11 protein-coding genes are annotated in these 15128 nt (G+C 42.0%); 9 read left to right on the top strand and 2 right to left on the bottom strand.

The genetic code is table 11. The features are described 5' to 3' along the window. The first annotated feature begins 10 nt into the window (after positions 1–10). The 8 genes from rho (at position 11) to CIK90_RS10100 (ending at position 10234) form a co-directional block, all read left to right on the top strand. Positions 11–1990 (top strand): transcription termination factor Rho, encoded by a 1980-nt coding sequence (rho, locus tag CIK90_RS10135; protein WP_094440749.1) that lies wholly within the window; start codon positions 11–13, stop codon positions 1988–1990. A 28-nt stretch (positions 1991–2018) separates the two neighbouring features. Continuing rightward, positions 2019–3299, top strand: coding sequence for a serine hydroxymethyltransferase (glyA, locus tag CIK90_RS10130; RefSeq protein ID WP_094465188.1), 1281 nt, complete (start codon positions 2019–2021; stop codon positions 3297–3299). A 403-nt stretch (positions 3300–3702) separates the two neighbouring features. Beyond that, entirely contained in the window at positions 3703–4305 is a 603-nt protein-coding gene (locus CIK90_RS10125) for a riboflavin synthase (RefSeq protein WP_094391673.1), read from the top strand. Between the two features lie 178 nt (positions 4306–4483). Continuing rightward, positions 4484–4759, top strand: coding sequence for an HU family DNA-binding protein (locus CIK90_RS10120; protein ID WP_094391672.1), 276 nt, complete (start codon positions 4484–4486; stop codon positions 4757–4759). A 242-nt stretch (positions 4760–5001) separates the two neighbouring features. Beyond that, positions 5002–6579 (top strand): Rne/Rng family ribonuclease, encoded by a 1578-nt coding sequence (locus CIK90_RS10115; RefSeq protein ID WP_094391671.1) that lies wholly within the window; start codon positions 5002–5004, stop codon positions 6577–6579. Positions 6580–6603: 24 nt separating this feature from the next. Then, a complete protein-coding gene (locus CIK90_RS10110) occupies positions 6604–7788 on the top strand; it encodes a glycosyltransferase family 2 protein (RefSeq protein ID WP_094391670.1) in 1185 nt (394 codons plus the stop codon). Positions 7789–7888: 100 nt separating this feature from the next. Next, complete coding sequence (locus tag CIK90_RS14595) at positions 7889–9142, top strand: ATP-binding protein (RefSeq protein ID WP_094391669.1); 1254 nt, start codon at positions 7889–7891, stop codon at positions 9140–9142. 30 nt (positions 9143–9172) lie between these two features. Further along, on the top strand, positions 9173–10234 hold the full coding sequence (locus CIK90_RS10100) for an endonuclease/exonuclease/phosphatase family protein (protein WP_094391668.1): 1062 nt from the start codon (positions 9173–9175) through the stop codon (positions 10232–10234). A gap of 108 nt (positions 10235–10342) precedes the next feature. On the opposite strand, the gene CIK90_RS10095 is transcribed toward CIK90_RS10100, so the two are convergent. Next, entirely contained in the window at positions 10343–10981 is a 639-nt protein-coding gene (locus CIK90_RS10095) for a hypothetical protein (protein ID WP_094391667.1), read from the bottom strand. Between the two features lie 71 nt (positions 10982–11052). Here CIK90_RS10095 and CIK90_RS10090 point away from each other — a divergent pair, with 71 nt between their 5' ends. Beyond that, complete coding sequence (locus CIK90_RS10090) at positions 11053–12336, top strand: DUF5103 domain-containing protein (RefSeq protein ID WP_094391666.1); 1284 nt, start codon at positions 11053–11055, stop codon at positions 12334–12336. On the opposite strand, the gene CIK90_RS10085 is transcribed toward CIK90_RS10090, so the two are convergent. Next, entirely contained in the window at positions 12328–14781 is a 2454-nt protein-coding gene (locus tag CIK90_RS10085; protein WP_158216059.1) for a helix-turn-helix domain-containing protein, read from the bottom strand. The two genes, CIK90_RS10090 and CIK90_RS10085, sit on opposite strands and share 9 nt — an antisense overlap. Positions 14782–15128: the final 347 nt, after the last annotated feature.

The following is a 15128-nucleotide window of genomic DNA, read 5'->3' as shown; positions in this document are numbered from 1 at the left end:
AGAAATAAATATGTACTTAAAAGAAGATTTGGAAAAAATGGAAATCTCTCAACTTATGGAGATTGCCCATGAAGTAGGTGTAAAAGTGTCACCTGACGATTCTTTGGAAAGCGTAATCTATGCCATACTCGATAAACATGCCATAGATTCTGCTGCGGAGTCTGTGGCTAACACCAAACGCAAACGCACACGTATAGCTAAAAAAGAAAAAGATAAAGTATATACTGTCAGCGGAAAAGACGGAGAAAACCTTGATACAAAGCCTGCAAAACGCGAGAAGAAACCTTCTCTCGACACACTCCTTGCTACTGCCGCACAACAAGCTATTCCCACAGAAGAAAATGACAACAGCGAAACCATTGCACCACAATCTATAGAAACAGCAAAAGATGCTGAAACAGAAACAGCACCTGTGGAAAAGGCAGAAAAAGAAGCTACAGATAAGCCTGCTCCTAAAAAACGAGGAAGGAAATCGAAAAAGGAACTCGAAGCTCTCGAACTGGAAAAGGCTGCAAAAGAAGCGGCCCTTATTCAGCAACAACCCGAAACTAACGAGCCCCAAGAGCAGATTGAAAACGTAGACCCCAATACTGTTGCACAAGAGGAGCCTGTGACAGAACCACAGTCCGAAGCTCAGAACATGGAGCAAAACAATAACACAGACTACAACGAAGGTCCAATGACAGAAGATGATGTTTGGAGTGGAGACCCAGGAGACGGTACTGATTTTATTACCGTTGTCGACCTGCCCATAGAAGACCAAGAGGCACTACCTTCACTCGACATCTTCGACAGACCCATCAGCAGTAACGCCCCAACAGCCAGCACTTTTGTTGCACCACAACAACCTGCACAGGATAAATACGACTTCGACGGTATTATCTCTGGTAACGGAGTACTCGAAATACTACAAGATGGATACGGCTTCCTTCGTTCAAGCGACTACAACTACCTTTCATCACCCGATGATATTTACGTAAGTCCACAACAAGTAAAAGGCTATAGTCTCAAAACAGGCGACGTGGTGGAATGTACTGTAAGACCACCGCACGATAACGAGAAATACTTTGCTTTAACAGAAATAAAAAGCATCAACGGAAGAAACCCACAAGAGGTCAGAGACCGCGTAAGCTTCGAACATCTCACCCCACTCTTCCCTGATGAAAAATTCAACCTCTGCGGCAATAGCGCCACCACAAATCCAAGTGTACGCATCGTTGACCTCTTCTCACCTATAGGAAAAGGACAGCGCGCACTCATAGTGGCACAGCCAAAGACAGGTAAGACAGTACTGATGAAAGACATTGCCAACGCAATAGCAGCCAACCATCCAGAGGCTTACATCATGATGCTCCTCATTGACGAAAGACCTGAGGAAGTCACAGACATGAGCCGTACTGTCAACGCAGAAGTAATTGCATCTACCTTTGACGAACCAGCGGACAGACATGTAAAAATTGCCGGTATCGTACTGGAAAAAGCAAAAAGAATGGTTGAATGTGGACACGACGTGGTAATTTTCCTCGATTCCATCACAAGATTGGCACGTGCCTATAATACCGTAAGTCCTGCATCAGGAAAGGTACTCACAGGTGGTGTTGACGCCAACGCACTACAGAAACCAAAGCGCTTCTTCGGAGCTGCACGTAATATAGAAAACGGAGGTTCACTCACTATTATAGCCACAGCTCTTACAGATACGGGCTCAAAAATGGATGAGGTAATCTTTGAAGAATTCAAAGGAACCGGTAACTCCGAATTACAACTCGACCGCACATTGGCCAACAAACGCATATTCCCTGCTGTCAACCTCGTCCTCTCTTCTACCAGACGCGACGACTTGTTGCAGGATCCAACCACACTCCAGCGTATGTGGATTGTACGCAATTTTATTGCAGACATGAATCCTCTTGAAGCCATGAATACCATGCGAGACCGCATAATTAAAACCATGGACAACGAGGAATTCTTGGCCACAATGAATGGATAACCTTTAAATCATCCCAATAATTACAACTATGCAAAGAGACAACACGATTTTCGAGCTCATCGAAAAAGAGCATCAGCGCCAACTCAAAGGCATCGAACTGATTGCGTCAGAAAATTTCGTCAGCGAACAAGTGATGGAAGCCATGGGCAGCTATCTGACAAACAAATATGCTGAGGGCTACCCTGGACACCGATACTATGGTGGCTGTCAGGTCGTGGATGAAGTAGAACAACTCGCCATCGACCGTGTTTGCAAACTCTTCGGAGCTGAATACGCCAACGTACAACCCCACTCAGGAGCACAAGCAAACGCTGCAGTACTACTCGCCGTACTGAAACCAGGTGATACATTCATGGGCCTTAACCTGGCTCACGGCGGTCACCTCTCACATGGCTCACTCGTCAATACCAGCGGTATTCTATACAAACCCGTAGGATACAATCTTGATGAGAAAACTGGACGTGTAGATTACGATGAAATGGAGCATTTAGCACTCGAGCACAAACCAAAACTCATCATCGGTGGCGGATCAGCATACAGCCGCGAATGGGACTACAAGCGCATGCGCGAAATCGCAGATAAAGTTGGGGCTTTGCTCATGATCGACATGGCACACCCAGCAGGTCTCATCGCCGCAGGACTCCTCGAGAACCCGGTGAAATGGGCTCATATCGTAACCTCTACCACACATAAAACCCTGCGCGGTCCACGCGGAGGTATCATCTTGATGGGTAAAGACTTTGAAAACCCATGGGGACTCAAAACGCCTAAGGGTGTCACCAAAATGATGTCACAACTGCTCAATTCAGCAGTATTCCCTGGACAGCAAGGCGGTCCTCTGGAACACGTTATTGCTGCTAAAGCAGTAGCTTTTGGCGAAGCACTACAGCCAGAGTTCAAAGAGTGGGCCAAACAAGTACAAAAGAATGCCAAGGTATTGGCTGAAGAACTCATCAAGCGTGGTTTCACCATCGTAAGCGGCGGTACAGACAACCACTCTATGCTCGTTGACCTTCGTACAAAATATCCCGATTTGACCGGTAAAGTAGCAGAGAATGCCCTCGTTGCTGCAGATATCACAGTCAACAAGAACATGGTACCATTCGACAGCCGTTCTGCCTTCCAGACATCAGGTATTCGCCTCGGCACTCCTGCCATCACTACACGTGGTGCAAAAGAAGACTTAATGGTAGAAATTGCCGCTTTCATCGAAGAAGTACTCAACGATCCCGAAAATCCAGATGTTATTGCAAGTGTTCGCAAACGCGTCAACGAACGCATGAAGGAATATCCACTCTTTGCCTACTAAACTATTGAAAAGCAAGAGGTTTTAACCCTTCAAACAACTAAATACAAAGCAGTTCTGCTGACAGCAAAAGTCACGCAGAACTGTTTTTTTTATCAGAAACATGAAAAATAATGTTGAGCAAACCTCGTGCTCTCCATTTTTTTTCGTATCTTTGCAAACAGAAAGAGAATGGCCGTATCGGTTCGATAGGGATACTCATCAAATTACTATGAAAACAGGGCGTATTTCCTGTACAATGGCGGGCCACAACTCCTAAGGAGCAGTTTGGCAACAGACCAGTGGATTACAAAGGCAGGAGAACCCCATATCTTCTAAAAAAGGAGTTTTCATCACATCACCGGTGCGGCCTCTTTTTTCTTTTTCATCAAAATAATCAAAGAAATATTAAACCAACATTAATAATATGTTTTCCGGAATAATCGAAGAAACCGCAACAGTTGTTGATATCATACGCGACCGCGACAATATCGACTTAAAATTACGTTGTCCGTTTACTAACGAGTTAGGTATCGACCAAAGTGTAGCACACAACGGAACATGCCTTACCGTAGTAGCCATTGACAACGATTGCTACACGGTAACAGCCATGAAAGAAACGTTAGAGCGCACCAACTTAGGACTACTTCACATAGGCGACAAAGTCAATGTGGAACGATCGATGATGATGAACGGACGTCTCGACGGACATATTGTACAAGGACACGTCGATCAGACCGCTGTGTGCATCGCAAAAGAAGACGCCAACGGCTCTACCTATTTTACTTTTGAATACCAAGAAAACCAAGAAATGGCTCTCAATGGCTATTTTACAGTAGATAAAGGCTCGGTTACCGTCAATGGTGTATCCCTTACCGTTTGCAACCCTACCGCCAACAGCTTTCAGGTAGCCATCATCCCCTACACCTTTGAACATACCAATTTTTGTAATATCGAAAAAGGAAGTGTTGTCAATATTGAGTTTGACATTATAGGCAAATACATCGCACGGCTACAACAGTTGAAATAACAAAATTCACAGCAGAACACACCTATAATATAAGGTGTAAGACCACAAAAATAGCACAAAAAATACTGATTATCAAAAAAAAACGAAAATATATTTCCGTTTCACGCTGAAAATCAGTATCTTTGCACTCCGAAATAAAAATTATAATCACAGAAAGAAAATAAAATCGTTAGAAAACATGACGAAAGCAGAAATTATCAACAAGATTGTCCTTGAAACAGGAATCTCGAAAAAAGATGTTGCAGGCACCATTGAAGCATTCATGGAAGAAATACGCCAGAGCATGTCAGTGAGAAAAGAAAACGTATATCTCAGAGGTTTCGGTACATTTACCGTTAAACACCGTGCCCAGAAAACTGCACGCAACATTTCCAAGAACACCACTCTTGTTATCGATGCACACGACTTCCCTGCATTCAAGCCTGCAAAGAGCTTTATCGCCAAAATGAAATAATTATAACAACAACTTAATTTATACACATTATGCCAAACGGAAAGAAAAAGAAGGGCCACAAGATGGCTACTCACAAGCGTAAGAAAAGACTGCGCAAGAATCGTCACAAGAGCAAGTAAGCCATAAGCATATAAGCTCAACGAGAAAAATGAAAGGAGTGTACCGAGAAAATGTCGAGTGCCGACAATTCTCAGTACACCCCTTTCTGTATTTCAAAATACAAATACAAAAAGTTTTTAAGAATGACAAGTGAAGTTATCATTGACGTACAACAGAAAGAAATCTCCATTGCACTTCTCGAAGACAAGAACTTGGTAGAATACCAAAACGAAAAGCGTGAGATGTCGTTTTCTGTAGGCAATATCTATCTGGGAAAAGTACACAAACTCATGCCCGGACTCAACGCATGCTTTGTCAATGTCGGTTCGGAACGCGACGCTTTCTTGCATTATCTTGACTTAGGAACACATTACTGTTCGTACGAGAAATACCTTAAACAAGTACAAAGCGACAGAAGAAAACTCTTTCCCATCTCTAAAGCTACACGACTGCCAGACTTACCCAAAGAAGGAAGCGTGCAAAATACGCTGAAGCCTGGTCAGGAAATTCTTGTCCAAGTGGTGAAAGAACCCATTTCAACCAAAGGACCACGACTTACCTGCGAGTTAAGTTTCGCGGGACGATATATGGTACTGATGCCTTTCCAAGACAAAGTATCAGTTTCCACAAAAATCAAAAAAGGAGAAGAAAGAGCCAGACTCAAACAATTGGTTCAGAGTATAAAACCAAAAAATTTCGGAGTTATAGTCAGGACATCAGCAGAGGGAAAACGTGTCGCAGAACTTGATGCAGAACTGAAACAACTGTTAAAACGATGGGATGAAGCCATAGAAAATGCACAGAAGGCCACAACATCGCCACAACTCATACACGAAGAAACAGGTCGTGCGGTAGCTTTGCTACGCGACCTGTTTGATCCTACTTACGACGGAATCTACATCAACGACAAAGAGGTATTTAAGCAAATCAAGAACTATGTCGAGATTATTGCCCCAGACAAGATAGACATTGTCAAACTCTACACAGGAAGCGTCCCCATTTTCGACAATTTCAACGTAACCAAACAGTTGAAGTCATCATTCGGCAAAACTGTCAACTACAAACGAGGAGCCTATCTGATTATTCAGCATACAGAAGCCATGCACGTGGTGGATGTAAACAGCGGAAACAGAACAAGGGCTGAAAACGGACAGGAAGCCAATGCACTCGAGGTAAATCTCGGAGCGGCCGATGAATTGGCAAGACAATTGCGACTAAGAGACATGGGAGGTATCATTGTTGTCGATTTCATCGACATGAATTTGGCAGAAGATCGACAATTGCTCTACGAAAGAATGTGTAAGAACATGCAGAAAGATCGTGCAAGACACAACATTCTTCCGCTTAGCAAATTCGGCCTCATGCAAATTACACGACAACGTGTACGCCCTGCTATGGATGTGAATGTGGAAGAGGTGTGCCCAACATGTCTCGGAACAGGCAAAATCAAGTCCTCAATACTCTTTACCGACCAATTGGAAAATAAGATTGACCAGCTGGTCAACAAGATTGGAATCAAGCAATTCACCCTCCATGTCCATCCCTATGTGGCAGCATACATCAATCAAGGAATGATTTCCATGAAGCGTCGCTGGCAAATTAAATATGGACTTGGAGTGCGCATAATCCCTTCGCAGAAACTGGCATTCCTGCAATACGAGTTCTATGACAAAAAAGGCCATTTCATCGACATGCGCGAAGAAGTGGAAAGTAAAAACTAAACAACAGACACAATATCATTTCTTATGCTTTTACTGAAAATCGTATTCTGGTCAGCTATAGCGCTGGTATTTTATACCTACTTCGGATATGGAATCTTACTTTATATCATAGTCGGAGTGAAACGGCTTTTAAGTAAAGGCAAAAAGGAAGAGACGAAACTGCCGGAAGACAACAAGCTTCCTGAAGTGACGCTTATGATATGTGCATACAACGAACAGGATATTGTCAACGACAAAATGAACAATACGTTGGCAATCGATTATCCGAAACTAAAAACCGTATGGGTTACAGACGGATCGGATGACGATACCAACCTAAAGCTGTCTTCCTACGACGTGAAGGTGATATTTTCACCTGAGCGTCGTGGAAAGACCGCAGCACTTAATCATGGCTTGGCATTGGTTGATACAGAACTTGTAGTGATGACAGACGCTAATACCATGCTCAACAGCAATGCCATACGCGAAATCGTGAAATGCTTTCTTGATCCAAAAGTAGGATGCGTAGCAGGAGAAAAGCGTGTTGCTGCCAACGAGCAAGGCCCACAACAAGCAGCAGCTCAAGGTGAAGGCCTCTACTGGAAATATGAAAGCAAACTTAAACAACTTGACAGCGAACTCTATTCAGCCATGGGAGCAGCAGGCGAGCTTTGTGCCATTCGCCGCTCTCTATACGTACCCATGCCAGAGAACGCTTTGCTTGATGATTTTGTCATGTCGTTGAGAATGCTGATGCAAGGCTATCGTATTGCTTATACTCCAAAAGCCTATGCACTTGAGCACGGATCTGCCAATTTAGCAGAAGAAGCCAAAAGAAAAAAACGTATTGCAGCAGGTGGACTACAGAGTATCTGGTGGCTTCGTCAACTCATGAATCCCCTACGCTATCCCATAGCTTCTTTTCAGTTTGTTTCACATCGTGTACTCCGTTGGACCATTACCCCTTTCGCACTTTTCTGTTTGATTCCACTTAACATTGCCCTTGTCTTGATGAAAGCAGGCATGGTTTACAACGTGATTTGGATATTGCAGATAGTTTTCTATCTTGCAGCATTGTGTGGCTATATGCAAGAACTCAATGGAAAGAAGAACAAATTTCTATATATCCCTTGCTACTTTGTATTTATGAACCTGAATGTATTCTACGGAATATCTTATCTTCAATCACATAAGAATAGTGGAAAATGGGAAAAAAGCAAACGCGCTTAAAATATATACTCCCCAGGTTTGGCGGAATAAAAAAAAAATTATATCTTTGCAGAAGTATATTACAAACAAGAACTAATTACATCTTGAAAAATTAAATATTATGAACCAAGATGAACGCAAAGAGCTTATAGCAAAGATAAACGAAGCAAATTCCAGAGCTGATGCTGCTGAAATCAAATTTTTGAGTCTCCAGAAAAAGATAGGCGAATATGAAGCAAAAGCAAAAGAGGCCGAACGGGCAAACCGCATGAAATCGTTGTTTTTGGCCAATATGAGCCATGAAATAAGAACACCGCTCAATGCAATCGAAGGTTTCTCAAGAGTCATGTGTGAAACTGAATCACAGGAAGAACGCATGAAATACATGGAGATTATTGAGAGCAACAATTCGCGTTTGCTGACACTTATCAATGAAATTCTTGACCTTTCACGAGTAGAAGCCGGAGAAGTTTCGATAAAGAAGTCGTTAACAGACCTCAACGAACTTTGTAGAACACTCAACAACACATTCAAGTTTAGATGTCCTGATACTGTCAACATGGTGTGGGAAGAACCTAATATGACTGTCATGCTCAATACTGATGGTAACCGTATTTCGCAGGTATTCTCAAACTTAATCAGCAACGCTCTGAAGCATACCACACAAGGTAGCATTTCTTATGGATACAGACTGATTAACGACGGGCAAGACGTAGAATTTTATGTGAGCGATACCGGTTCAGGTATTGACCCACAAGACATAGACAACATTTTCAAGACCTATGTTTCGAAAGATGCCGACTTTATTCAAAACGGATTTGGCCTCGGTTTGCCTTTAAGCAAAATTATTGTAGAAAAACTTGGAGGAACCATCAGCGTATCTTCCAAGCTCGGCCAAGGTTCGACCTTCCGCTTTACAATACCTTTCGATGGATCAGTTGGAGGACTTGCCAAAAACTCACGCATCACCACTAATTCGCGAACCATACGAGTTAGTACACATGGCAATTTGCAAGATGCTCCACTTATTCTCGTTGCAGAAGATGAAGACAACAACTATGAGCTGGTTAAGGTCGTGCTTTCCAAACGCTATCGCTTGCTACGCGCCCACAATGGAATAGAAGCCGTAACATTTTGTGAAGACGAGCATCCCGACCTTATTCTCATGGACATCAGAATGCCGGAAATGGATGGACTCGATGCCACTCGAATCATCAAAGAAGTAAATCCAGACGTACCCATTATTGCCCTCAGCGCCTATGCCTTTGAGGAAAATATAAGAGAGGCCCAAGCTGCAGGATGCAACGGATTTCTTTCAAAGCCATTCCGCGTGGAAGACTTGTTGGATAAGATTCACAACTATTTGACCGAATAAGTATATTCTAAATCTTTTGACACAAATTATATGGGAAAACTTGCTGTTTATCGCTATGTGGCTATGATGTTTCTTATAATGCAGATTATAGTATCTATCTTCACGATTCTCGGTTTGTTTGGAGGAAACTATTCGCCAGTAGGAAATAATGCAAAGGCAATGATAGTTTATATCTTGCCCCTGCTCATCCTTGCCAACCTACTATTGTTGGTATATTGGTTGATTAAACGGAACTGGCTGTTGACATTTGTACCAATCATCACATTACTTTGTTGCATTCCCTATATTGGTACGCTAGTCCAATTCCGGTCTGACAACACCAAAGCGGTTGCAGCTCAAGACGGTTTAACTATCGCCACATACAACGTTGCCATGTTTGGAAGGGAGACATCAGGTTTCATCTCTCAAGACATCTTGGCAGAAATGAAAAACCAAAAAGTAGATGTGCTTTGTTTTCAGGAGTATCTTGATGCAAGTGGCGATAAGAAAGTGTCTGATTCATATAAGAACTACTTTCCTTACAAAGCTTATGGACGTGATGATATGATCATCTACAGCCGCTATCCAATCCGTAAAACGGATAAGATTCTCTTTGAATATTCCAACAATAGTGCCATGTGGGCAGACATAGAGGTAAACGGAAAAATCATCCGCGTTTATAATGTTCACCTGCAGACAACAGGTATCAACGGCACACTCCATCAAGTTGCCAAAGCTAACTATCACGGAATAAATGTAGATAAAAGTTCTATTTTGCGCGCCATTTATGGCAATTACACTTTAGGTCTGATGATTCGTTCAGGCCAATCGATGACTATAGCTAACAATATGCGACAGACAGAACACCCACGTATCATCTGCGGCGACTTTAACGATGTGCCCTACTCTTATGTATATAAGACACTTTTAGGCAACATGATTGACGGATTCAAAGAATGTGGTTTCGGCTGGATGAGTACCTTCCGTGGTGGAAAGAAAAGTGTCCGCATTGACTACATCTTCCATGATGAGATGCTCAAAGGTCTTACCTATTACAAACGTGAGCTTACATACTCTGATCACTATCCCGTATTTATGAAAATTGCTTTATAGAATAATTTCCTATATACAAACTGGCAGTACTACACAGACAACCCTATAGTACTGCCGGTTTTGTATTTTATCCCTTCATTAAATATTCCACATACTCATTATCGATAATTATAAATCTGCCGGTTCCTCTTCAAAATGACCTTCACGATTGATATGGAATTTACGACTTTCTTTCCATTCAAAATCAGCATCCGGCTTATTGTCCGAACGAAAGAAGCGCATTAATGTCACTTCGTAACGGCTCGTCACAGAATATTCAAGTTTCATACTTCCAATTTCACCATTCAGATCACCATCGGCACGTTCGTAAATGGTCAACCGGTCTTGCATGACGTTATCGTGATCAAAAACACAAAGGTATAAAGTTGGTGGAGTTATAGAATCCATACGCTCTGCCAACAGTACCATATTAAAATGAGGGGTTGGTGGAAGAATCGCAGCTTTGAGTTTCTGGTCTCCCTCACACCCCATACTACTATTGAATAGTTTTGGAACAGGCGTCATCTGGGGAAGATATTCCACAAACTCAGGGGTATAATGCAAAGGTAACGCAATCATAGAAAGACTGTCGAAAAATACAGTCAAAGGTTCACGGTTATCGGGTACAGGCAACATAGCTTTCGTGGTTTCCGCTTTTTTAATACTGTCTATCTTACGCTGATACTCCGCCATTCGATTGTGATTGCGACAACCGAACGCCATCATCAGTAAGACAGCACTTACCCAAATTATAGATTTCTTCATCATGAATGCAAATGTAGCAATTTTTTTTCAATCTATTCTGTTTTCTAACAAGAAATTACTAAATTTGCGCCATTATGATGAAAACGTTCAATTGCAGAAGGAACTTTTTTCTATTGTTCCTATTCCTGATAACAGCAATTTCTACAGTTGCCAATGGTCAGCATTTCCAAACGTCAGGTCCTGGCGAGTGGGTAAATTCTACGCGACTATATGTTTCGCAATTAAAATCCCTTACCGCTATTGTGAATGACAATTGGCAAACGTTGCCCCTACTCCATCTTCATGCAACAAACGAAAGAATGACAGTTGGCTTTGATGAAATGTCTCACGAAGTCCACGACTACATTTGCAGACTGGAACGGTGTGAACCCGACTGGACTACTTCTCAATTTGTTTTTGAAAACGACTGGATGCAAGGATTCTCAGAATTTCCGATATTGGATTACCAACATTCCATCAATACCACCATCGACTATACACACTATACGATTACGATTCCCAACGAACAATGTCAGATTACGATGAGTGGAAACTACCGATTAAGAATATTCGACAGGAATCATCGCCTTGATCAACCCGTAGCAGAAGTTTGCTTCATGGTTGTTGAACCGAAGGCTAAGGTAGCCTTGACTATGACAACCATTACCGATAAGGACGTAAACGGAAAACATCAGCAGATTTCTGCGACCTTAGAATATCCATCACTTAATATTTCCGATCGAGAACGACAGTTATATACCGTTATGATGCAGAACTGGCATTGCCCACGAATCAACGTTCCTCCTACATATCAAATGAAAAGCGGAATGAAATGGGACCACGATGAAAACTACATTTTCTTGGCAGGCAACGAATATCACAAGTTTGAAATACTTGCCACCAGCCACCCAACAATGGGCATAGAACGTATCGAATGGAATGGCCATCAATATGACGCTTATCTCCATCCCGATGTTCCCAGACCGTTCTACCTAACCGATGAAGCCGCTAAAGGTTTTTCACTTGTTCGTAATAGCGACCGACAGGAAGATGATGTAACGTGCGACTATGTTTCTGTAAACTATCAATTACAAGCCCCCTATCATGGCAACAGATACATTTTTGGGCAATGGACCAATTCGTCAGACAGTCGAGACTATTTGATGTACTATGATAATACCACATCATCATATCATGCAACTATCATGCAGAAACAAGGCTATTATTCCTATATCTATGTTGATGATAAAGGTCTTCCGGCAGAAACAGAAGGAAATTTCTTCCAAACAAGCAATAACTACCAGATGCTCGCATATTATCGTCCTATAGGTGGACGAACATGGCTTTTAGTCGGCTTTTGCGAATTATTATCAAGATAGTCTTGTTGTTTTAAGAACATTCTTCCTTTGTTCTGTCCTATAGGCTATTGGAGTACATTGATAGCGATGATAGAAACATGCAATAAAGTAGTTTACCGATACGAAACCACACATTTTGGCAATTTCAGGAATACCCATTGTAGATTCACTCAGCATTTTCTTTGATGTTTCAAGGCGTAGCGATATCAAGAAATGGATTGGGTTTTTATGGCTGTTAGCCATTACCATTTTCGAAAGTTCCACTTCGTCCACTTCAGCCTTTTCAGCCAATCGTCTGAGCGAAAGATGTTCGTTGTGATCGATGAGCAGATGAGGCATGATTTTCAACATCATTTGCTCGAACATATCTTCTCCTACATCCCCCTTGTCATCCGCGCCACCATTATTGTTTAATGGCTCAAGTACAGAGTTCTCATGTTGTTTACAGCGTTGCACAAATGTTTTCAATCGTTTCATTACCTGCGCTTCAACATTAATCCATTTCACGCGCATACGAATATATTTGTTGTACACCATTAGGTTGCCTACAATCAACACACACAGCGTCAATCCTAAAAGGACATATATGATAGTGGTGCGCCACCATGGCTCTTTCACGTAAATATGCCACACGTATGGTTTTTCTGTCCAATACTCAGGACTCATAGATGCTTGTAGCTCCACTTCATAATGTCCGGGGCTTATTCCCGACAAAGGTAAATGCAAAGCGCCTTTCTTATCCACCAATCCCCTTCCGTTGTAGGTTGATAAAACGGTCCATTCGTTATATGGTTCACATCCTTTTACGCGTACTCTATAATAGGTCTGAAACGGACGAAAATAGTTCAGACTGACAAACATCAACGTAATAGAGTTTTGGTCATAATTGAAGTACATATCACGTGTACGCGAGATAGCTACATCGGTTACTACGTTATCATTAAACCGCTCTCCCGGATGCACTTCATGACCATTCATCAAGATTTTGCACATTTGGGGAGTTAACCGGATTTGTTTGATTGCCTGTGTGTGGAACTTGTCAGGATGGAATGTCACCATGTGGTCAAGCGACTTGAAAATGATGGTACCGTCCGCCAGCTTGAGACTTGCTCCTTCTGTAAACGCTTCGTCAGGTACGTTATCTATTCCTGCAAAGTACTCAATATGCTTGACTTTGTTGTTCTTGACATCTATATGTGCTATACCATAACTTGTACTAACCCAAATATTGTGGTTGTTGTCTTCTATCACAGCACGTATTACCTCATTGGCAAGCCCATCCTTGTAGCCATACTCTATAGTCTTTGCATTAGGTCTCATAAGACGTATTCCGCTATAGGTTCCTTGCCAAGTCCATCCTCTGCTATCTACAAACGAGCAAGTGATTGTTGGAGGCAGATTTTTTGTATTGGTTTTAATCGCTTTAGCCATCTGGGACTCGTAGCGTTTAAAAAAATCGGTATTGGTTCCGTATTGTTGTATAGGCGACGCATATGGTTTGCAATAGAGTAATCCTCTGTGTTTACTTCCAAGCCACATACCGCCTTGTTTATCGAAGGTAAGGGCATTAATGTCAGGAACCATTCGTTGACCGTTGTCTAATGTGATTTCAGCATGGTGTTTTGTTTCTTCAGTTGTCAGGTTATATGTCCAATAACCTTCTACGCATGCAATATAGAGCTTGTTATCATGAACGACCATAGAGTTTAGACTGTAAGGAGTTTGGAGAATTGTTTTGGCACTCCGCTTCTTAACATCTAAATAAAGCAAAATTGATTTATTGACTCCTGTACGAATCTGAAAAATACCTTGTTCGGTTTTACACAAGACGCTGGTTGCATTGTAGCGTTTGCCAGCTTCTGCTGTCAAAGTATGTATCGTGTATAGTATTTTTTTTGTGTTAATATCATACACATCTACATCGCCATTGTTATAAAAGAGAAATAGCCGATTTTCAAAACGGGAAATATCCTGCAAAGGGTAACGCTTGATTTTAAGCGTACACTTCGTGTGAATGTTGACCAATTTGTCTCCCAACACCACCCAAACGGTAGCTGTCTCGTCAGCAAATAAGTCATCTACCTTGTTTTTGATACCATAAGAGTTGAACACGCCTTGTACATCATCGATAAACTCTTCTTTTCTTAGATCCACACATGTGACACGATGGGTGTCTTTAACCCAGAGATGCTGATTATTATCAAAATAGACATGCGAATAACCTGTGTATTTTGCCAAGGGATAGACATTAGACGGCTGTGGGTCTATATGTGTGAATGTCACACCATCAAAGAAGTTCACGTGACCAAGTGTGGTGAGGATGATGCGGCCCGTTGTCGTGCAACTAATCGTCTGCGCACTATTATCTATCATGCCGTGTGACGAGGTATAAACCCTGAACACCCGATCTGCTTCGTTTGCTTTGGTATAAAATGGTTCAAAAAACAGCATTAATGCTATTATCACACAGCAAATTATTGTTCGTTTAGTCATTTTCGGTTTAGTAGTCATGTAACTTGTCGCAAAGTTAAGCAAAATGCTTGTGAAAAACAAGTTTTTGAACCGAAAATTGCTTGGTAAGGTACAAAATGCTTGTTATTTTCCACTTCTGTTGATTATTCTACAGATGGCTTTTACCGTTGGGAGCTATTTGGGAGAAACTAGGAAGAAACTAGGGAGGAACTAAGGAGACATTCGGGATGTGCTCGGGATGTGCCCGGAATGTGTTCGGGATGCCCCTTGCCATCGGCTGAGATAAATTCGTTACTCAACTATTTAGAAAGCATTATTCTGCAAGCAAAAAAATCCTATGA

It is taken from the genome of Prevotella sp. P5-126, from assembly GCF_002251185.1.
Lineage (GTDB): Bacteria > Bacteroidota > Bacteroidia > Bacteroidales > Bacteroidaceae > Prevotella.
This window is presented reverse-complemented; position numbering and strand designations above follow the sequence as displayed.

Bases quoted from the DNA above. Each gene is read 5' to 3' on its own strand.
- CIK90_RS14595 (WP_094391669.1), top strand. From the start codon at position 7,889: ATGAACCAAGATGAACGCAAAGAGCTTATAGCAAAGATAAACGAAGCA.
- CIK90_RS10120 (WP_094391672.1), top strand. From the start codon at position 4,484: ATGACGAAAGCAGAAATTATCAACAAGATTGTCCTTGAAACAGGAATC.
- CIK90_RS10100 (WP_094391668.1), top strand. From the start codon at position 9,173: ATGGGAAAACTTGCTGTTTATCGCTATGTGGCTATGATGTTTCTTATA.
- CIK90_RS10090 (WP_094391666.1), top strand. From the start codon at position 11,053: ATGATGAAAACGTTCAATTGCAGAAGGAACTTTTTTCTATTGTTCCTA.
- rho (WP_094440749.1), top strand. From the start codon at position 11: ATGTACTTAAAAGAAGATTTGGAAAAAATGGAAATCTCTCAACTTATG.
- CIK90_RS10110 (WP_094391670.1), top strand. From the start codon at position 6,604: ATGCTTTTACTGAAAATCGTATTCTGGTCAGCTATAGCGCTGGTATTT.
- CIK90_RS10095 (WP_094391667.1), bottom strand. From the start codon at position 10,981: ATGATGAAGAAATCTATAATTTGGGTAAGTGCTGTCTTACTGATGATG.
- glyA (WP_094465188.1), top strand. From the start codon at position 2,019: ATGCAAAGAGACAACACGATTTTCGAGCTCATCGAAAAAGAGCATCAG.
- CIK90_RS10115 (WP_094391671.1), top strand. From the start codon at position 5,002: ATGACAAGTGAAGTTATCATTGACGTACAACAGAAAGAAATCTCCATT.
- CIK90_RS10125 (WP_094391673.1), top strand. From the start codon at position 3,703: ATGTTTTCCGGAATAATCGAAGAAACCGCAACAGTTGTTGATATCATA.